This window comes from Paenibacillus sp. MMO-58 (assembly GCF_037146255.1).
Lineage (GTDB): Bacteria > Bacillota > Bacilli > Paenibacillales > Paenibacillaceae > Pristimantibacillus.
In genome coordinates this window covers 426,527-446,073 of the sequence record NZ_JBBCVY010000004.1, presented here as the reverse complement: position 1 = coordinate 446,073, position 19,547 = coordinate 426,527, and the positions used below count along the sequence as shown (strand labels likewise).

General features: G+C 53.2%; 14 protein-coding genes. 1 reads left to right on the top strand and 13 read right to left on the bottom strand.

The genetic code is table 11. The features are described 5' to 3' along the window. Nucleotides 1-5 precede the first annotated feature (5 nt). Nucleotides 6-1,883: a beta-L-arabinofuranosidase domain-containing protein gene (locus WFJ73_RS15485; protein ID WP_336773921.1), complete on the bottom strand. Its 1,878-nt coding sequence runs from the start codon at nucleotides 1,881-1,883 to the stop codon at nucleotides 6-8. A gap of 178 nt (nucleotides 1,884-2,061) precedes the next feature. Here WFJ73_RS15485 and WFJ73_RS15480 point away from each other — a divergent pair, with 178 nt between their 5' ends. Continuing rightward, the gene (locus WFJ73_RS15480; protein WP_336773920.1) at nucleotides 2,062-2,934 is read left to right on the top strand and encodes a helix-turn-helix transcriptional regulator; all 873 of its coding nucleotides are present in this window, start codon (nucleotides 2,062-2,064) and stop codon (nucleotides 2,932-2,934) included. Here WFJ73_RS15480 and WFJ73_RS15475 read toward each other — a convergent pair. The 12 genes from WFJ73_RS15475 to WFJ73_RS15420 all read right to left on the bottom strand — a co-directional run bounded on the left by WFJ73_RS15475 (nucleotide 2,927) and on the right by WFJ73_RS15420 (nucleotide 19,536). Next, nucleotides 2,927-3,985, bottom strand: coding sequence for a glycoside hydrolase family 76 protein (locus WFJ73_RS15475; RefSeq protein ID WP_336773919.1), 1,059 nt, complete (start codon nucleotides 3,983-3,985; stop codon nucleotides 2,927-2,929). The two genes, WFJ73_RS15480 and WFJ73_RS15475, sit on opposite strands and share 8 nt — an antisense overlap. After that, nucleotides 3,985-5,049, bottom strand: a complete 1,065-nt coding sequence (locus WFJ73_RS15470; RefSeq protein WP_336774022.1) for a glycoside hydrolase family 76 protein — start codon at nucleotides 5,047-5,049, stop codon at nucleotides 3,985-3,987. Before WFJ73_RS15470 ends, WFJ73_RS15475 begins: the two co-directional genes overlap by 1 nt. A 27-nt stretch (nucleotides 5,050-5,076) precedes the next feature. Continuing rightward, nucleotides 5,077-6,234 carry a glycoside hydrolase family 76 protein gene (locus WFJ73_RS15465; RefSeq protein WP_336773918.1) on the bottom strand — a complete coding sequence of 386 codons (1,158 nt, stop codon included), beginning with the start codon at nucleotides 6,232-6,234 and terminating at the stop codon, nucleotides 5,077-5,079. A 5-nt stretch (nucleotides 6,235-6,239) separates the two neighbouring features. Continuing rightward, complete coding sequence (locus WFJ73_RS15460) at nucleotides 6,240-7,163, bottom strand: carbohydrate ABC transporter permease (protein WP_336773917.1); 924 nt, start codon at nucleotides 7,161-7,163, stop codon at nucleotides 6,240-6,242. A gap of 12 nt (nucleotides 7,164-7,175) precedes the next feature. Continuing rightward, nucleotides 7,176-8,063 carry a carbohydrate ABC transporter permease gene (locus WFJ73_RS15455; protein WP_336773916.1) on the bottom strand — a complete coding sequence of 296 codons (888 nt, stop codon included), beginning with the start codon at nucleotides 8,061-8,063 and terminating at the stop codon, nucleotides 7,176-7,178. Nucleotides 8,064-8,170: 107 nt separating this feature from the next. Further along, the gene (locus WFJ73_RS15450) at nucleotides 8,171-9,520 is read right to left on the bottom strand and encodes an ABC transporter substrate-binding protein (RefSeq protein ID WP_336773915.1); all 1,350 of its coding nucleotides are present in this window, start codon (nucleotides 9,518-9,520) and stop codon (nucleotides 8,171-8,173) included. An 80-nt stretch (nucleotides 9,521-9,600) separates the two neighbouring features. Beyond that, entirely contained in the window at nucleotides 9,601-10,896 is a 1,296-nt protein-coding gene (locus WFJ73_RS15445; protein WP_336773914.1) for a glycoside hydrolase family 125 protein, read from the bottom strand. Nucleotides 10,897-11,087: 191 nt separating this feature from the next. Further along, nucleotides 11,088-11,606, bottom strand: coding sequence for a CBO0543 family protein (locus WFJ73_RS15440; protein WP_336773913.1), 519 nt, complete (start codon nucleotides 11,604-11,606; stop codon nucleotides 11,088-11,090). 27 nt (nucleotides 11,607-11,633) lie between these two features. Continuing rightward, nucleotides 11,634-12,158 (bottom strand): CBO0543 family protein, encoded by a 525-nt coding sequence (locus WFJ73_RS15435; protein WP_336773912.1) that lies wholly within the window; start codon nucleotides 12,156-12,158, stop codon nucleotides 11,634-11,636. Nucleotides 12,159-12,310: 152 nt separating this feature from the next. Then, entirely contained in the window at nucleotides 12,311-13,462 is a 1,152-nt protein-coding gene (locus WFJ73_RS15430) for a GntR family transcriptional regulator (RefSeq protein WP_336773911.1), read from the bottom strand. Between the two features lie 168 nt (nucleotides 13,463-13,630). After that, nucleotides 13,631-14,326, bottom strand: a complete 696-nt coding sequence (locus WFJ73_RS15425) for an SDR family oxidoreductase (RefSeq protein ID WP_336773910.1) — start codon at nucleotides 14,324-14,326, stop codon at nucleotides 13,631-13,633. A 149-nt stretch (nucleotides 14,327-14,475) separates the two neighbouring features. Then, nucleotides 14,476-19,536: a glycoside hydrolase family 66 protein gene (locus WFJ73_RS15420; protein ID WP_336773909.1), complete on the bottom strand. Its 5,061-nt coding sequence runs from the start codon at nucleotides 19,534-19,536 to the stop codon at nucleotides 14,476-14,478. Nucleotides 19,537-19,547: the final 11 nt, after the last annotated feature.

Below are 19,547 nucleotides of genomic sequence, written 5' to 3'. Positions count from 1 at the left end.
CCGTATTATCGTGTCCTTGATGTCTTTCGTTCGCCGATTAACGGGAATTCCCCGATCCTAAGCTTTGCTCCGCCATACGGAACAAGCACAAGCTCGGTGACCGGCTGATCATCTGTATTCGGTGCGATTGGCGGAGTTCCTGCATTATTGCCTTCCATACGCCAATCCGGCACCAGCTGACCCAATACGGCGAGCTTAACGGGAGACTCGACGGCCAGGAACGGCTGGTACGGAATTTCTTCGCTGCTCGTAACCGCTTTAAATGTCGTATCCGCCAGCAGTCCGTACTTCCAAGGGGAAGCCGGGTACAGCTCATAATCATGGAATCGTTCGCGCTTCCGCAGCAGCTGCCAGCTCTCTTCCACGGGAAGGGCATAAACAAGAGGTCCGCGTTCCACGCTTACGGCATACAAATTGCGGGAGACGGTTTTCGGTTCCATCGGCAGAGACAGCTCCATGCGGTCCCCCGTCTGCCATTCGCGGTGAATGGCCGCATAACCTTGCTTGATCTCAAGCTCTGCAGCGGTTCCGTTTACCGTAATGACCGGCGATTCGCACCAGCCCGGAATACGCAGCCGTACCGCAAAGCTGGCCGGACGATCCAGCTGAAGCTCTACTGTTACCCGCTCCCGGAACGGATACTCCCCGGATACCCGCAGCTCGGCTTTCACGCCGCCCGCGACATCCGCACGGACAAGACAAGGGGCATAAGATACGGCAGCCAATCCGCCCTCATTGTCCTTCATCCACAAATGGGAAACCAGCTTAGGCCAGCCCTGGTGCATGTTAGCCGTGCAGCAGCCGAAATTCGGCTCCAGGCCAAAGACGTTGGCATAAGGACCGTTGCTCCAGGCGCGCGGGGCTACGTTGCAAATAATCTGATTCACCTGCTGATCGTATTGATGGGAGGTCCAATCCGCCGAGATGGCGGCAGGCAAAGCGTTAAAGGCTACCTTTTCCAATACGTCGGCAAATTTGCCATCTCCGAAAATCCGGGTCAACTGCTCCAGCGTGAACATGTATTCAACAACCGCGCATAATTCCACGCCTTGGCTTGGATGCGTACCCGACAGCCATTCGTCGCCGGAGAACATGCCATGCGCCTGCCCGTGATAAATCATCAGACTTTCGATTCCGCGGTACACCGCCTCCAGCTCATGGCTGTCCTCGGTCAGCTCGTAGAGAACGCCCGGCGTCTTGAGTCCCATTGCCACATTAACGACATGCGTTCTCCAATCCCACTGCTCAACCTTCCGCCAGAACGGAAAATCATAAAAGATATCGGTCCAGTCCGTTGTCTGTTCCTTTACAATGGAAGCCAGCTTCAGCAGCTCTTCCTTGCCGGTGCGCTTATACAGCCAGATGAGGCAGAGCAGCAGCTCCGCGCCGCGTGCTTTGGCCCATCCCTGCAGCGGCTGATCCTCAATCTTCCCGGCTACGTAGTCCGCGAATTTCGTCAAGAACGGAATAACCCGCGCATCGCTGGTCGCTTCCTCGTATTGCGTAAAGACCTTAAGCATGATCATGTAATGCCACCAATCCTGCTCCTTGCTTACGTCATTATTGACCGTTTCGATTCGTGCCGGCCCGAACATGCCGCTCTCCTGCTGACTGTTCAGCGCCCATTCCACCCAGCGGTTTGCCTTCGCGATCAATGTCTCATCGTTCAAAATATAAGCAAGCGGCAGCAAGCCGTCCAGATAATACGGACCGCGTTCCCAGCTTTCGCCGTTGCCGCCAATCCATCCGTTATCCGGGCCAACGTCCGGCCAATGCTCCTCCAGATGACCCGTTAATCCGTCTGCTTGAATCCGAAGCTGGTTATACAGCCATCCCTCCGCTTGAATGCTGCCAAGCGGCAGAGCCTCAAAGATACTCTTCATGATTAAGCTCCCTCCCATTCGTCTGTCTCGAATATACCATTAGACGGGCCCCGGGCTGGATAGACAATCGCAACTACTATTTGTCCGATCACAACTTAATAGATTCGGAGGTATGTTTACGTATGTCCCGCATTTACTTATACTGGATTCATTCCTGTTCAAATGGAGGAGCTGCATAATGTTTCATTTTGAATGTCCGCCTATGCCCCACTTCGTTCAAATCGGAGAAGATACGTACCAGCCGGGCAGAAAGCATCCCGACCGCAGCAGCATCGGCGTATTCGATCTTTTGTTTGTGACCAGAGGATGTCTGTACCTAGCCGAGGGGGAGAACGAGCTCACCTTGCCAGCCGGTCATTTCGGCATTTTGCGTCCGGACCTGGAGCATCATACCGTCATCCCTTGCAGGGAAGAGACCCATTTCTACTGGCTGCATTTCCAGACGACCGGACAGTGGCATCCCGAGCCTTATGACAAAGAGCCCTTGCCGCCTGAGCAAGAGCCTCTTTATCCGCCTATCGAATACTTCTCCTTCTATTTGCCGCGCTCAGGCCCGGTACAAAGCCTCGGGAGAGGGGAAGAACAGTTCCGCGAGCTTCTTCACCTCTATGAGAATCCTGCCGGAAATTCCCGCTGGCAGGAGCAGCAGCTGTTCCATGCAATCCTCCTTAAGCTTCAGGAGGACAGCAAAGAAGAGACAACGCAAAGCTCCCATCTGCAGCTGGCCGAGGATGCCGCCCTCTATTTGCGCAAGCATTACCGCGACCCGCTGAGCTACAAGCGGATGGCGGAGGAGCTGCATTTTCACGCTAACTATATCGCCTTATGCATGAAAAGAACGTTTGGCTGCACGCCGCTTGATTATGTCACCCAATACCGCATTGAACAGGCTAAACGACTTCTTATTCATACGAACGATCCTGTCGGCGCGATTGCCGAGGATACCGGCTTTGGCTCCTTCCCTTATTTCGTCCGCTGCTTCCACAAGCGTACCGGCAAGACGCCAAAGCAGTTCCGGATGCTGTACCGTCAGAGCAAGCTGCCTACCTAGGCGCGAGGAAGCCGTCTCTCTCCAGCTCCGCCATCGCCTCAAGAAGCATCACGCCGCTAAGCTGGCCGCTCAGTTGAACTTCCGGCTCCGGCTCTCCGGCCCAGGATAAGCTGAACAAGCCGGCTTCCGAGCGACCCTTCTCCCACAAGGAGCCTGCGTTATGCCGGATCAGATTGACCCATGGCAGCGATAAATCAGGCTGAATACGGATGAGGTTAACAAGATAACGGATCAGAATGCCTTTGAACAGGCCGCAGTCGTCATTCCCCTCGCGCGGCAGCATGCCCGTCTCCGGATCGACAAGTTCCTGGACGGCCGCCCCTGCGGTTCGTTGAGCATCAACAAGATAGCTCTCATCCCCCGTGCAGTTGTACAGCTCAATGCCGGCTCCGATAAAGACGCCTTGGCAATACGTATATTTCCAATCGTAATCAATCTTGCCGTCGCCCAGCCGGTTCATGCCGTCCCAGACGAAGCCGGTCTCCGGATCCACAAGCCGTTCCTTGTTGAACCGATATATCCGCCTCGCCCATTCCAAATCTTCTTCGCGGCGGTCCATCTGATAGATGCGCGCAGCAAGTATGGAGGCCGGGGCATTTGCAGGCGTGTTTTTGTAGTCCAGCTGATCCTTCTTCCAAGCCATGCCGCCGCCCATATGATCGTTCCACGCCATCTTGATATCGTCCCACAGCTCAAGAGCGCCTTCCTTGTAGAACGATTTCCCCGTCGCACCATAGGCTCTCAGCAGCGCAAGCGCCATCCATTCCATATCGTCGTAGTAGTTATGAAGCAGCGTATCGCCGTTCCATTTCTTCGCCCCGCGGAATGCCCGCTCCAGCAGAACCTCATCCTCTTCCGACTTTGTGCGCTCCAGGGAATCTACCAATACGTCTACCACATGCGCATGCCACCAATAAATCCAATGGTCATTGCATGTGCCGTTGCAGGGCACCACTTGATCCATTACGCCGCGCTCTTCATTCCAGAACAGACGGCGAAAATCCTCCTGCGCGATTGCCGCGCGTTCTGCCCAAATTCCTTGTGCCGCCATCAGGACTGTACCTCCTCGGTTAACGCCGTGCTTGTCAGACCGCGCTTCTCCAGCGCAGCCAGCTGCTCCAGCAGCATAATGCCGCTAAGCTGCGTGCTTAAGGTAACGCGCTCTTCCGGCTGAAGGCTCCAGAAGGTGCTGAACACCTTGCGCGCAGGATCGGCGCCACGCGTCCAGAGCGCCTGGCCCTGCTGCTCCAGCAGCGCCGACAGCTCGGCCCGCTCCTCCGATACGGAAGCTAACTCGCCAAGATACCGGATCAGAATGCCTTTGAACAAACCGCCGTCTCCATCGCCTTCATCCGGCCATAGACCGCCCTGAAGCAGCTCGTCAGCCGCTGCCCTCGCCGTGCGTTCCGCGTCCCGCAAATAAGCCGAGTCGCCCGTAATCCGGAACAGCTCTACCGCAGCGCCAATATAGACGCCTTGGCAGTAAGTGAATTTCCAGTCCTTGTCAATCGAGCCGTCGCCGGTCCGGTTCATGCCGTCCCAGACAAAGCCAGTGTCCGGATCAACAAGGCTTGCCTTCAGCCAATTATAGATTTTGTGAGCCCATGCCAGATCCTCTTCGCGGCCAAACGCCTGATACAATCTTGCCGCCAAAATAACGGCAGGCGCGTTGGCAGGGGTATTCTTGTAATCGAGCTGCGGCTTCTGCCAAGCGATTCCGCCGCCTGCATGCTCGTTCCAGCCGGTCTGGATATCCTCCCACAAGAGAAGGGCCGCACCTTTATATTTCTCTACGCCGGTCGCCTGATAAGCCCTCAGCCAAGCGATGGCCATCCATTCCATGTCGTCGTACAGCTCATTTGGCCACGCGCCGTTGTTACGGTTCAATATTCCTTCGTAGAAAGCCTCCAGCCGTTCCCGGTAGAAGTCGCTTTCCGTCCGGTTCAGCCCATCCGCCAATGCATCCACGGCATGCGCCATCCACCAGTAATGAAAAATCGTATTGCAAGCGCCGTCCGGGCACGGAATTTCGATATCGTACATGTTAATTGCAGGATTCCAATACAACTGCTCCAATGCCTGCTGCGCTTCTTCCGCTCTTGCCGCCCACACCATTGCTCTCACTCTCCCCGTATCCTCTGCCTACTGTAATTGTCCGTTTTTCTCCAATACGGCCATCTGCTCGAGCAGCATCATTCCGCTTAACTCCGTGCTTAACTGCACGATCGTATCCGGCGCTTCGGCCCATGAATTGCTGAATACGGCTTTGTCTTCCGCTTTGCCGTATTGCCATAAGCTGTTGGCGTTGGTCCGAAGCATGTCAATCCATTCTTTACGCTCCGGCCCATCCGGATCAGCGGCAATCAGCTCTCCCAAGTAGCGGATTAATACGCCTTTGAACAAGCCCCCGTCGCCGTCGCCTTCCGATGGAAGCATGCCGGTTGCGGGAGACAGGAACGCTTCCTTCAGATTAGCCGCCGTCCGGCGGGCATCCTCCAGATAAGCCTTATCCTCCGTTGCCCGGAATAGTTCAACGCCGGCCCCGATAAACACGCCTTGGCCATACGTGAATCTCCATTCCTTGTCGATATTGCCGTCGCCCGTCCGGTTGATTCCGTCCCATACGAGACCGGTATCCGGATCCACAAGCGTCTCTTTTTGCCAATCGTAGATCTTTTTCGCCCAGGCCAGATCTTCCCCGTTATGGAAATGCCCGTACAGCCGTGCCGCCAAAATAGCCGCAGGAGCATTCGCCGGCGTATTCTTGTAATCCGTCTGCTCCTTGCGCCAAGCGATGCCGCCGCCCATCTCCTCGTTCCAGCCGCCTTTAATCTCTTCCCACAGTTCAAGCGTTGCCTGCTTATACTTCTCGTCCTTGGTGGCATCATAAGCTCTCAGCCAGGCTAACGCCATCCATTCCATATCATCGTAATAATCGTTGATCATCACGCCCGCGTTGCGATCAAGCAATCCTTGATGCAGCTTGGCGATTTGCTCCGTGTACCGTTCATCGCCGCTGCGCTCGTAGCCGTCGACCAGCACATCCACCGCATGCGCCAGCCACCAATAATTAAACGGATCGGTGCATAGCTGGGCAATGCAAGGTGCAGCATTGTTGTAGAGCCCACGCTTGTCGTCCCAGAAGGACTTGGTCAGCTCAAGCTGCGCTTCTTCCGCCCGCTCCTGCCAAATGACGGAGGCTGTTGCCGTTTTATCCTTCCAGACCAATGACCAGACCAACGCTATGAGGATAACTGCCGCAGCGCCGGCCAGCCAAAAATATCGTTTGTTACGATTCAATGCGATCAGCCTTTCGTCCCCGTAAAGGCAATGCCCTGTACGAAATACTTCTGGAGCAGAAGGAACAAGACGAGAATCGGCAGGATCGCGATCAGCGCGCCGGCCATCATAGGACCGAAATCGGTCTGATGGTTGAACGAGAACGCCTGCAGTCCCATCTGTATCGTCGCTTTCGCCGGATCATTCAAGACGATCATCGGCCACAGGAAGCTGTTCCAGCCCGCCTGGAAGGTAAAGATCGAAAGGGTTGCAAGCGCCGGCTTCGTCAGCGGCAGATAAATATTCCAGAAGATGCGGAACTCGCCGGCGCCTTCGATCCGCGCCATTTCCATCATGTCGGAAGGCAGCGTCAGGAAGAACTGCCGCATGAAGAAGACCGCGAACGAACCGGACGCACCCGGCAGAATGATTCCCCAGAAGGAATTCAGGAAGCCGTTGCCTCCGGCTCCAAGGATGTCATTGCCGCCAATCAGCGGGAAATGCTTCAATACATAGAAGCTTGGAATCATCGTTACGATGCCCGGAATCATCATCGCCGCCAGCAAGATGCGGAACAGCGGTTTATTCAGCTTGAAGTTCAGCTTGGCAAAGGCGTAGCCGCTGATAGACCCAAAGAACAGGTTGCATAATACGCCCGCTGCGGCCAGGATAAAGGAGTTTGCGAAATATCCCGCGAACGGTACGGTCGTAAACGCCGACCGGTAATGCTCTAACGTAAGCTTGGACGGAATCCACTTGATCGGCACCGAGAAGATCTCGTTGCTTGGTTTAAACGAAGTAATCAGACTCCAGAAAAACGGCAAGAACATTGCTGCCGCTATAGCTATCGCAACCACGTAGAACAGGACGCCTACCAGAACCCTTTTGAGAGTATAAGAAGGCGGCTTGGGTGCGCGTACTGCAATGGATTTGACAATAGGCTGTGCCATTTGCGTGCCTCCTTACACAATCGGTTCTTCGGATTTATTAATGCGCATGTTAATGAAAGAAAAGATCAGAATCGCCACGGCCAGCACAAACGCTTGGGCAGAAGCATAACCCATCTTGAGCTGGTTGAAGCCCTGGTTATAAATGAGATATACAGGCGTCTTGGTCACGTTGCCCGGCCCGCCCTGCGTCAAGACAAAGGCCTGGTCGAACAGCTGCAGCGCCCCGATAATCGCCATCGTGCTGACAAGGAAGGTTGTTGGGCGAAGCTGCGGCCAAGTAATATAACGGAACCGCGCAAAAGCGGTTGCTCCGTCCAGCTTGGCGGATTCGTACAAGTAATCCGGCACGCCTTGCAGGCCGGCGATATAAATGATCATATTGGAGCCGACCGACTGCCATAACGTCACCATAATAATGGAGAACATCGCCGTCTCGGTCTGAGCGAGCCAAGCCGGACCGGTAATGCCCACATAGCTGAGCAGGTTGTTCACCAGGCCGAACTCCGGATGGAGCAGCCAGATCCAGACCGTGGACGCCGCAACGGCGGAGGTTAATGTCGGAAGATAATTGAGCGTACGGAACAGCTTGACGCCGAACCGCTTGAAGTTCAGAAGCATGGCAAGCAATAAGGAAATGATGATGTTCAGCGGTACAAAAATAACGGAATAGAAGAATACGTTCTTGAACGTCGTCCAGAACAGATCATCCTCAAGCAGCTTCTTGTAGTTGTCGAGCTTAACGAATTCCATCCGGCTGACCACATCGTAGTTCGTAAAGCTTAAGTAGAGCGCCATGACGACAGGAATAATGGTAAAAGCGAAAAACAGCAGCATCGTTGGGGTAATAAATAAGTAGGCCATGCGGGCCTGATGCTGATTCAGCTTGCCCATTGAAGACATCAGCACTCCTCCCTCCTTCGTAGTGAATCCCGTTAGGCCGGCCGGAATAGATAAAGGGAGGTCTCCCTCCCTTTATCATCCGGTCCGTACCACCGGGAGACCTTCAATTACTTCACGTCTTCGTTGTCCGCGAGCTGCTGGTCGCCCCGCTGCTGCGCTTTCTTGAGCGTATCCTCCGCGCTCTGCTTCTTCTGCTGGTACAGCTCCAGGTTCGGAATAAGCGCTTCGGTCTCCATGACGGAGTAGCCAGGGTGAGCCGGACGAGTCTTCGCGAATTCGAGCGTATCGAGGAATGGCTGCCAGAGCGGATCTTCCTTGAAGAAGGGATCGTCAAGCGCCGGCTTGTAGCCAGGAATGTTCAAGCTTGTTTTTGCCCACAGAAGCGCGTTGTCTTTGCTTGCCGTCCACCACTTGATGAACTCCCATGCCGCTTCCTGATTTTTCGAGGCTTCCGGAATAACAAGGCCAAAGCCGCCCATCACGCCGCCTTTGTCTCCGTTAGGTCCAGCCGGAGGAGGCACAACCCCGAAGTCCAGATCCTTGCCGTATTTCTTATACGTGCTCAGCATCCATGGACCGTTGTAAGTCATTGCAACCTTGCCGGTTGCGAAAGCGTCGGTTCCTTCGCCAAGGCCTTGCTCGAAGCCAACCTTATACACTTTGTCCTGGTTCAGCATGCGGTCCCAGAATGCAAGCACGGACAGACCTTTTTCGTTGTTGAAGTTTGTTTTCTTGCCGTCGTCGGTCAGCATCGAGCCGCCTGCCTGTTGAAGATACATATTAAAGAGTCCGTTATCGGCAAGCGAGAAGCCTGCTACTTCAAGCTTGCTTCCGTTCCATTTGGTTGTCTTGATGGCAGCCTGCTCGAGCTCATCCCAAGTTGTAGGAGGCTGCGTTACGCCTGCGTCGGCCAAAAGTTTTTTGTTATAAAATAGTGCGCGCGCATCAACGGTTAAAGGAAGGCCGTACAGCTTGTCGCTATTGGACAATTCCTTCAGCGCTTCGCCGTAGAAATCATCCTTGTTCAAGCCGTCTTTCGTCATGAAATCATCGATTGGGTGAAGCACGTTTTTCGGTGCGTACAGCGGTGTCCGCCATCTGTCCCACAGCAGCACGTCAGGTGCGCCGCCGGATGTAGCAGCCGTCAGGAACTTCGTAATCAGATCCTGTTGAAGCACATACTTGACATGAATTTTGTCCTGCGATTTGTTGAAAGCGTCAACCATCGTCTGGAATTGCTTCTGTCCGTCGCCGGCCCAGTCGCCCCAGAACGTCAGCTCTACGGCTTTGCCGCCGCCGGAATTCCCCGAAGCGTTATCCGTTTGCTCGCTGTTTGCGTTCGTATTACTGCTTGCATTCGCATTCCCGTTGCCATTGCTGCTTGTCGTTGTTTTTGCGCAGCCGGCTGCTGTTGCCACTACCGTAACCAAGGCGATCATCGTGATCCATTTTTTCACTTTTCATGCCTCCCTTTTTTAGTAACCCACTATATTTCGAAGAAAGCCGCCGTTAGGCCTTGCTCTCTATGAAACCGCTTTTATTTTGTTTGTACTCGAATACCGCAATAATCAAGCAGAAGCTCGCTGAACATCATGTTGGCCCACGAGAACCATGGACGGCTGAACTGATACGGATCATCCGCGTGGAACCCTTCGTGCATAAAGCCCGTTCCCGCCGTTGTGGCTTCCATCAGGCTGAGAAGCCTCTCCTTCTCGGAACGGTCATCCGTTGTCAGGCCCTGCATTGCCAGGGCGATATGCCAGATGTAACGGTCCGGGGTATGCGGACTGCCGATTCCGGCTGCCGCTTCGCCTTCGAAGTAATACGGATTGCTGCTGCTTAGCACAAAGTCGCGCGTATTGCGGTAGATCGGATCCTCCTGCGAGGTATAGCCGAGATAGGGAATCGACAGAAGACTCGGTACGTTTGCGTCATCCATAAAATTGTAATTGCCTAGCCCGTCGGTTTCATATGCATAAACTTTTCCAAATTGCGGATGTTCGGTAATCGCGTAGGTCTGGATGCCTTGATGAAGCTCCCCGCCAAGCTTAGCCGCTCTTGCCGCAAGCTCCTCATCGCCAAGCACTTCTTCCGAAATTTCCTTCAGATAGCCCAAGACGACAACCGCAAACATATTTGCCGGCACCAGGTAGCCGTATGTACAAGCATCATCGCTAGGGCGGAAGCCGCTCCATGTCATTCCGGTATATGCGGTTTCCGTGCCTTTGCCCTCGCGCAGCAGCGTATCCGTTGGCGCGCAATTGAAGCGCTGGAACCGGTAAGGCGATGCGCTCTCATGCTCCTGCTCCGTTGTCCAGAGATTCAGAATCGCATCCGCGGCCTGACGGAAGGTATCGCCAAATTGCGAGGTTCTGCCGGTATTCTTCCAGAGCAGATAGCTGAGCTGCAGCGGGTAGCAAAGCGAATCGATCTCGTATTTGCGCTCCCAGATGGAAGGCCCCATGTCCGTCAGGTCGTCCTGATGTCCTTTGCCGGTTGGCCCGTTATTAAAGGCATTCGCGTAAGGATCAAGCAGGATCGAATCCATTTGCCTCCGGACAAGACCTTCAATCAGATCGGCCAGCTCGGCATCCTCGGACGCAAGCACCAGGAACGGGCGAAGCTGCGCAGCGGAATCGCGAAGCCACATAGCTGGTATATCACCTGTTATAACAAATGTGGTACCATCCGGCAGGCGCTGGATCGTCGTTTGCAGCGTATTGTGAATGGCCTTCTCGAATATTGCTGCCCACTTCGGATGATCCGCTGTTTTTTCCTTGATACGCTCCACTAGTCGCGTTAAGGATGCGGGAATTTCTGTCGATTGCGTCATCAGTTTCGTGCCTCCTTGTTTCCTTTGAACGCTTTCTATAAAACGCTTTCATTTGATATTGCTATTATATTGGCATATATATGGTATGTCAATATATAATTTTTAAAAAGGTTATACCAACCTTTATACTAATTGACCGGGACTTCAGACGCAAAATAAAGAGCCTCCAGAACGGAGGCTCTTCTTAGCAATCAGTTTCTTTGTTCAACGGGAACATTAACCGGGATCTTGAAATACCAGATATAGAACAGACATAACAGAAACATAATCCCGTAAGCAACCAGCGGTTTCCTGTGGAAGATCCACAGCAATGGAAACATCGTGCAGTCAAAAAAGATAGACCAGCTTAGATTCCAACCGTACTGGTAAATGATCCGGTCCGTCAGCATAAAGAACCATTCCACTCCTACGTATACCCCGATGTATCTCAGGTAGTGGCCGATGATTTTGCTATACCGGTCAGGGTAATTCGAGATAAACATTAACGCCGTCGCCGGAAAAATAACAAAGGTATACACCATTTCCGTCATACTATGGTTAGGTAAAAAGTCCGGCTTCAGCTTCCAGAGGAAGTGACCCGCCGTCAAAAAGTTATACAGCAGATTGCCAATGACAATAAACATCATCGTATGATGATATCTTTGCCAATGCCGCCAGTCCCCGTACCTCCATGCCGCGAGCACGGTAATAACCCCTAGGATCAAATGCACAAAGATTGCCCCTCTTATAGGTCGAGCTCAAGTCAGCTCTTGGAATTTTTGTCGGCGACTAAAGTAGAGAGCCAATAAATAGATACCAAACTGAATCGGAACGGAATACGTGTGATGCCACTTTATTAGTTGATATATGCCAAGCCAATGAATAAAAGGCTCTGCTGCATACGAGGTTAACAAGGCAAATACCAGCGCTTTTAAGAATGGGCTGACGGCAGGCTTTATCTGTAATAGAAACATGACCCCTACAGGCATTAAAGTGACATCCCAGGGGAAATAAGTCGGGATAAGAGGAATGACGTTAAACCTGTAATGCCAGAATCCGAATTGATCGCCCAGTACGTCCAGCGTCAGCGCGAGGATTGTAGTCAGAAACCCGGCATATAAGTTGCGGTCCGTGCTTTGCTTGTTTCGCAGCAGGATCCACAATACCCAAGGCATAACGCTTAGAATAACGCCCAGCCACCACAATCCTGAGAAGACCACGTAGCCCGGACCAGATTTGTTTTTTTTGATCAAGCAATTCTTCGATTTTATAATAATTTTCATCAATGAGACCAGCGACTTTCTCTTTATCCACGATTCTCCATCACCCCCTGCAAAAATATTGTGCTCTAACCTTTTTTTGTTATTCCTTGCCCGCCATGAAAAAGCGCAAATAAAAAAAACCTCCGTAAAGGAGGCCTTTCTGTACGCGAAAACTAGGATTGGGCTGGACCTGTCGAGTCGCTGACAACAAGCGAAGCATCCAGCAGAATTTTATTCGGTACGGATTGCCCGGCCCACAGCTTAAGCACGTTCTCGAAAGCAACGCGCCCCATCTCATGCTGATTCTGGCTCAGATGAGTGAACGGATATCGTCCATTGGTCTCCGGACAGTCAAAGCAGACAATCGAATAGTCCTTAGGTACGGACTTGCCCATCTGCTGCACCGCCTGATAAGCGATCTGCCCGATATTGAATTCCGTCGCAAACAGTGCCGTTATCTGCGGGTGCTTGTTCAGATGGCTGATCAGCTTCTGAATATCCTCCTGCTTGTTCTCCTCCGTATTGTGCTTTGGAAGCGTAGACGTAATATTCTCCATCCAGATCTCCCGGTCAACGACAATCCCTTTCTCCGCATGGGCTTGGATAAACCCTTCGATCCGTTCCTCGATAGCGGTTGTATCCACCGGCGGAGGCGTCAGGAAAGCAATCGATTTATGTCCAAGCTCAAACAAGTAGTTTGTTCCGTCCTTGGCGGCGCCTACATTGTCCGTTGCAATGGAGCTGGCCGAAATCCCCTTCAGATGGCGGTCAACAAGCACAAACGGGAACTGGTTAATGACCAGCTTCAAAATTTCGGCATTAAAGTATTCGCCTTGCGCCGGAAAAATAATAAGTCCGTCCACGCCAAGCTCCAGCAGTCCCTTGATCGCCTCCTCTTCGAGGGCAGGCATGCCGAACGTACGCCGGAGAACCAGGTAGCAGTTATGATGGCGGGATGCTTCCTCCATGCCATAAATCAGTCCGTTGCCGTAGCTGTCCGCAAAATCGGTAATCACAAGACCTATCAGCAGCTTGCCGTCTTCCTTGCGCGTCTTCTGTGCCGGCGTCCCGATTGCTGTCTGCTGCTTCGGTTGTGGCGCCGGCTGATCCGATACGAAAGAGCCTCGTCCCGGCTGCCGGATAATATAGCCTTCGTTAGCCAGAAGCTCCAGCGCCTTCTTGCTCGTAATCCGGCTGACGTTGTATTCGTCGCCAAGCTCCTTCTCCGAAGGAACCCGGTCGCCCGGTACGTATTTCTTCTCCACAATGTCTTCGCGGAGCGCTTCGAAAATCCGTTCATACATCGGTTTCGATGATTCGTTCATCCTGTTCGTTCCCCCGTCTTCCCTCTGACAAGTGTTTATTATATAACAATATATCATGATATATGTTATTTGCCAAGCTGAATTGACATATCAACTGCAGAATAGCGACAACATAAAAAAGCCTGTACCCCCAGTCGGGAGTCAGGCTTTTCAACAAATATTAGGTTACTAGATCGGCATTTCCTTGCCCGTATAATCCACAAAGTTGAACTTACCCTTAGGCACGAGTTGACCTTCGATCATATCCAGAATGCCCTTCGCGCTTTGGCGCGGATCGGTAGGCGCGTTCTCCCCGCCCATGTCCGTCTTCATCCAGCCCGGATGCACGCTAAGCACTTGAATGCCCCGCTCCTTCACGGCGGACAGGAGCTGCTGCGTGAACATATTCAGCGCCGTCTTCGAGATGCCATAAGGGTAATCTCCCGGATAAGCATTCGAGATGCTGCCCGCTTCGGAGGAAATATTGATAATGGCTCCATGCTTCTCGGTTACTAACTTAAGAAAATGCTTGGCGACCCGCATTGGCCCAAACAGATTGATATCGAAGGTTTTAGCTACCTCTTCGATATTCAGCTCTTCGATCGGAGTATTGCGTTCTACGAGAATGGCGGCATTATTGACGATTGCTCCAATGGCTTTTCCTTGCTGCTGCAAGGTCCCTGCTAACGCAGCGACTCCCGCTTCGTCCGTAACATCCAGCTCCACAAGCTCCAAGTGCTCACCGTATAGCTTGGCAAGTTCGGCAAGCTTGCCTTGCGCAGCGGTATCTCGCACGCCCGCAAGAACACGATGCCCGCGCTCCAGCGCTTCGGCAGCGATTTCCACGCCAAGTCCGCGGCTGGCACCCGTAATAAGGATATTCATAGAAAAACCTCCTCCTTAATCTTCCATTCTTCTAACTATAGCATAAAGGCATGTAAACATACCTTAGCAGATCCTTTGATAATATAAGGAGTTCTACCCTATTAAAAAGGCCGAGCAGATAGAACTGCTCAGCCTTGGTAGGTGCCGGACTAGATTTTTTCAAGTAAATTATCAATCGCCTGCGCGATTTCCGCGCGTGTGCCCTGACGTCCCGGAGCAAATTGCCCGTCGCCATCCCCTTGCATCAGGCCGGCTGCGCCGGCTTCGGCTATCGCCGTTTTCGCCCAGGCGGCGATTAGAGCCGCATCGGCATACAACGTCTTGCCGGCTTCCGCCTCCGATAATTCGCCGCCTGCAAGCTTATAAGCTCTCAGCAGCATGACTGCCAGCTCCTGGCGGGTAATTGGAGCGTTCGGGTTAAAACGACCGGAAGCATCTCCTTGAATGAGCCTTGCTTCATAAGCGGCGGCTAATTCCTTGCCATACCAGGCGCCTGCCGGAACATCCTTAAATCCGGCTGCAGAGGAGACCGCATTTCCGTTCAGATTAAGCGCCCGGACAATCATAGCCATGACTTCCGCGCGGGTTCCCTTCCGTTCCGGAGCAAACTGTTCCTCCGTCACGCCGTTAACGATATGCTTTGCCGACAGCGAAGCAACGGCTTCGTAGAACCAGCTCGAGCTTCCTACATCCACGTAACTCTTCTCGTATTCAAATACGGCAAATGTGCCTGCGGCATTCAAATCAGCTGCAAAGCTGCCATTTGAAGCCTTGTATCTGCCCCCCGCATACTTCCACCGACTATTCTCGCGGTCATAGACATATAAACCAAGCAGCTTGCCATTCAGCTTGGGAGCTGACACTTTAGACTCCAGTCCAGCCTGAAGATCAGACTGAACGGATGTTAGCAGCGTTCCTTCCTTTGCTTTCAAATTCAGCTCAACTGAATAGACTGTACCTTTCAGCCTCATGTCTGTCGGAACGGCAGGCGTTGCGGCAGACGATACCGGCTTCAGCGCAAACTCCAGATAGGCTCCGGCCGGGGCCGAACCTGCAAGCTTCTTCAACGGTTCCGGCTTCCACTGCAGCGCAAGACCGCCGTTTGCCTGTAGAGCAAGTTTGTTAGTGCCGAGGCTGCCGATGAGCGAAACAGGCAGCAACACGCGGTCCGTTCCTTTTTCCAATACGATGGCTACTTGCCCGTTTGCGGCGTTGTTCACATCCTGTTCAGTTACGGTACGACTGCCCTCAGACGGCGGTATAACCGTCGTATCCCCGCCTGATCCCGCACTGCCGTTTAGATCAAGCTGCTGTACTTGTCCTTGCTTCGGATCGCGGTCTACGACCAGCATCGTCCAATAATCCAGTGCAGGAACATCAATCGCAATATGATCGCCATTCCAGGTATAAGTCAGCTCCGTCATAGCGCCTTCCCCACGGTCAGGGGTAGCCGCAAACACCTTCAGCCCCGCAGCATCCTGCTTGGTGACGCCAACCGCATAATCAACCTTCAGATCGCTTTGCTTCTCCGGCTCGTTCGCCGCGTTTCTCCAGTCGGAGTCGTTATTGAGCAAATTAACAAGATGGATAATATCGTAATGTTCATACCCTTCGTTCGAAGCATTCCTGCGGACGGTATACCAGAGCGTATTATCCGAGCCGTCCTTGCTCAGCGCCAGGTCCTTTCCTCCTGCGGTCTTAACGCCAATTGTAGCGGCAGAATCGGTCTTGCTGTCGAAGAGCAGGTTCTCGTAAGCCGCGAAGAACTTATAATAATCCTTCATCGCTTCCTTCGTGCTTTCCGTCATTTTCTTGCTGCGGTTCGGGTAATACTCGTGGGCCAGCATATTGGGCCCCTCCTCAAGCTTCTCCGCCGTGCCCAGCTCAATATGGGTAGCTCCCATAGAAGCCAGAGCCGCATCCATCAACCGTACGGAAGATTCGTCAAAATAGCCTGCCGTTACGCCGCGCAGCTGGATCATACCCGGCTCATCGTCCTCTTCCATTTTAATCGTCACCGTGTGCTGCCCCGCCTTCATATGCGGAATAATCACATACCCGTCGCCGCTGTAACTGTCTTTGTTGTCCGTCCCCGATAATCCCAGCTTCAAAGCGTTTCCGCTTGCATCCTTGGCTCGTACGCCGTCAATGTAGACGGAACGGGTCGTAAACGCCCGCGGGTTTGAATACGTAAAAATCAGGCTTTGCTCTCCGGACTGCGGAATCGTGACCGGATAAGTAACTTGCTGTCCGACTTCGCCGAAATTCATTACCGTGTCTTTGTATAACGAAAACGGCGTTTCCGTATTTAAGCTTTCCGCTTCGTAGGTGCGCTCGGCAAGGCTGCCGCCACCGGCGGGAACAACTATCAGCTTGTCCAGCTGAAGGCCGATGTCGGTACCTTCAAGCATCTTGATCACTACCCGGTTTACGCCCTTCTGAAGCTGCACTCCGCTTAACACGGCTTCGCCCCATTCATCGTTTGCCGTAGGCGCAAAGCTTACCGTCTGACCTGCTCCGTCCCCGATATAAACCGAGCGGCTTAGCGGCATAACATCCGACCCGTTATTCCGGTAGAACCAACGCAGATCATAGCTTCCCGCTTCCTCCGCGTCTACATTGAACGCAAGCCGGTCGTTTTCGTTGTTAAAATCCGAGGCATAACCAACCACCGGAATGACACCGCCGACCGTCACCGCGCTTCCCGTGCTGTATTCGTACCCGCCGGCCAGCACTCCGCCGACATTCGTATATTGGCCGCTGGATTCCATCCGGAGCGTAATCGTATGATGGCCGGCCGGAACCGCTGCCTCCAGATCCTTCCGCTGCATCGCGCCGCCCCAGCCGCCAGGCGTTTTCGGGAACAACACCTTTTGCGCGTTCTCCGCAGGCTCGCCGTCTACCAGCACGGACATCGTTGGACTGTTGTCGCCATGATAGAGCACCGCAATCCTATCAATGGCGTCCGCCAGATCCACCTCATAGGTTACCGTTTGACCGGCCTGACCGAAATTATCCGTCTTGCTCTCGATGTAGGAAATACTGTTCGTCTGCGGGATGTCCGCATATAGCGCCTCGTACTTTTTGTTCCCGACAGTCATATACCGCAGCTTGATGCCCAAATCATCCGTTGGCGCCTTCAGCATAACCGTATTGTCACCGGCCTCCAGGTGAACGGTCGCCAAACCCTTATGCGCAACAAACTTATCCCAAGTGCCGTTGCCAGGGAAAGCAAGGCTGCCCTGCGGCTGATCGTTAACGACCAGGTCACGGCTTACCGTCTGCCAATCCGAGGCGTAGCTGAAGCCAAGCGGATAATCGCCCGCTTCCGGCACGCGGACGTGGAACTTCAAATAATCGCCTTTTGTATCAAAATAGTAGACGTTGCTGTACTGATCGACTATAACCGTATCCAGCTTGGCGTCTACCGCTTCGTAACGGTCGTTCACGCCGCCTCCCACCACGTCCAGACTGGCCAGGTTGAGCCACAGGTTGTTCGTATTAAGCGTCAGCTTAACCGTGTTTTCACCGGCTTTAAGCTCCGCCGGTACCGTATACTGCGCGGTCGGATGGCCCCAGCCCGTATTGACCGAGAAAGGAATAACGCCTTCCGCAACCTCGCCGTTCACGGACAGCTTGCCTTCAGGCCCCGTTGTCCCGTTGCCTTGACCGTAATTCAGGACAAGATTGTAATTCCCTGCTTCCGGAACGGTTACGGTAAAGGTCACCGCGTCGGTATCCTTGCGTCCGAAGTTGCCAACCCATCCGTAAGCCTTCGTTATCCGGGACTGATAATCGACGGTGGCCGGTACATCCTCCGCTTCCGTTCCGCGGGTTGTTACGCCGGTCGCCTGCTTATAGTTCATATAACCCGCGATAACCATTGCTTTGCCGCCGTTTGCGGCGCGCGTATCCTCCACAACCTTCTGAAGATCGCGGTATTGATTCCGGTCCTGCCATATTTCGCTGTAATCAAAGTCCGTCTTGGTGGCCGGATTCGGCACCGCGCTGTATTCCGCATTGCCGCCGACCATATTGAAAGTCACGTCGTTTTTATTCGGATTATTGACGGTAAGCGAATCCTTGACCGCGTTTATCAGCTTGCCGTAATCTAGCGAGTAATACCGCTTGTTTCCGTTGTAATCATACAAAAAATCGTTATCGTTCGCTCCCCATTGATCCAGATGAATGCCGTTAAAGCCAAACTCGTTTACCGCGCGGTTAAATTCCTTCGTAATAAAAGCCTGCCACTCCGTATTGCCCGGATCCTGCAGGAACAGCGACGTAGGATGGCCGTTTACGTCAAACGTAAATCCGTTCTGGTCCTTCTGCGGGTTGCCCGGATCAAGCGGGAACTTCGCCGACTTGTTGTACAGCCCCCATAACGGGCTGACGCCAAAATCCTCATAATTCTCCCTCGCGGCATAATTCATCTCATAAGCCATCGCGGCGGAGCCGTATTTCTGGGCAGCTGCCACCTGCTGCTTCACCGACATCGGGAATAATTCGCGTCCGAGCAAATCCGTGTAATGCGTATCCGCATCCATCGTTTCCGTTATGAAATTTCCGTTCTCGTCAGTTAGCGGCTTGCCGCTGCTGTCCGTTTTGGAATAGACCGATACATCGTGCCGCCACATCCAATCGTAGAACTGGTAGCCGTTCAAATAGTAGTCCTGGGACAGCTGCTTCAGCTTCGCATCGCTTTGCTCCGCCGTTTCCTTCGGAAACTCGCCGACATAGCCGTACCTCGGGTACTTCTTCCAATCGCTGGACACATCGATGGCAGCGGTTACAAAATCATCGCTGGCCGCCCCTTTTATCCAAGCCTTCACCATATAGCCCTTATAGTCCTCCGCCGGCGGCTTCCACTTTACCTGCAGCTCTCCTTGCCCCTGCAGGACCGTAACGGCCTTCGCGCCTTTGGCCACAAGCTTGTTTAACTGATAAATCTCCACATTGAGCTCGCCGCTCCAGGAGCTGACGTCCTTCAATGCAAAAGTCAGCGTTGCCTCTTCGCCAGGCGTAAAGCGGGCCTTATCCACCGTCAGCGAGGTAATCGTTTTCACGAATTGGCGCTGTTCACTGCTTGTCGTTTCGGCATAAGCCTTCGCCGTATGTTCACCGGCTGCCGCTTCGAATACCGGTACCGCACCTTGCAAGGCAACTATAGCTGCAAGCGACTGCAGCATTGTTTTATTCAGCTTGTTCATCGTATCCTCCT

What these genes read in the sequence shown, in the direction of transcription:
- WFJ73_RS15485 (WP_336773921.1), bottom strand. Translation starts at nt 1,883, where the DNA reads ATGAAGAGTATCTTTGAGGCTCTGCCGCTTGGCAGCATTCAAGCGGAG.
- WFJ73_RS15480 (WP_336773920.1), top strand. Translation starts at nt 2,062, where the DNA reads ATGTTTCATTTTGAATGTCCGCCTATGCCCCACTTCGTTCAAATCGGA.
- WFJ73_RS15475 (WP_336773919.1), bottom strand. Translation starts at nt 3,985, where the DNA reads ATGGCGGCACAAGGAATTTGGGCAGAACGCGCGGCAATCGCGCAGGAG.
- WFJ73_RS15470 (WP_336774022.1), bottom strand. Translation starts at nt 5,049, where the DNA reads ATGGTGTGGGCGGCAAGAGCGGAAGAAGCGCAGCAGGCATTGGAGCAG.
- WFJ73_RS15460 (WP_336773917.1), bottom strand. Translation starts at nt 7,163, where the DNA reads ATGGCACAGCCTATTGTCAAATCCATTGCAGTACGCGCACCCAAGCCG.
- WFJ73_RS15455 (WP_336773916.1), bottom strand. Translation starts at nt 8,063, where the DNA reads ATGTCTTCAATGGGCAAGCTGAATCAGCATCAGGCCCGCATGGCCTAC.
- WFJ73_RS15445 (WP_336773914.1), bottom strand. Translation starts at nt 10,896, where the DNA reads ATGACGCAATCGACAGAAATTCCCGCATCCTTAACGCGACTAGTGGAG.
- WFJ73_RS15435 (WP_336773912.1), bottom strand. Translation starts at nt 12,158, where the DNA reads ATGAAAATTATTATAAAATCGAAGAATTGCTTGATCAAAAAAAACAAA.
- WFJ73_RS15430 (WP_336773911.1), bottom strand. Translation starts at nt 13,462, where the DNA reads ATGAACGAATCATCGAAACCGATGTATGAACGGATTTTCGAAGCGCTC.
- WFJ73_RS15425 (WP_336773910.1), bottom strand. Translation starts at nt 14,326, where the DNA reads ATGAATATCCTTATTACGGGTGCCAGCCGCGGACTTGGCGTGGAAATC.
- WFJ73_RS15420 (WP_336773909.1), bottom strand. Translation starts at nt 19,536, where the DNA reads ATGAACAAGCTGAATAAAACAATGCTGCAGTCGCTTGCAGCTATAGTT.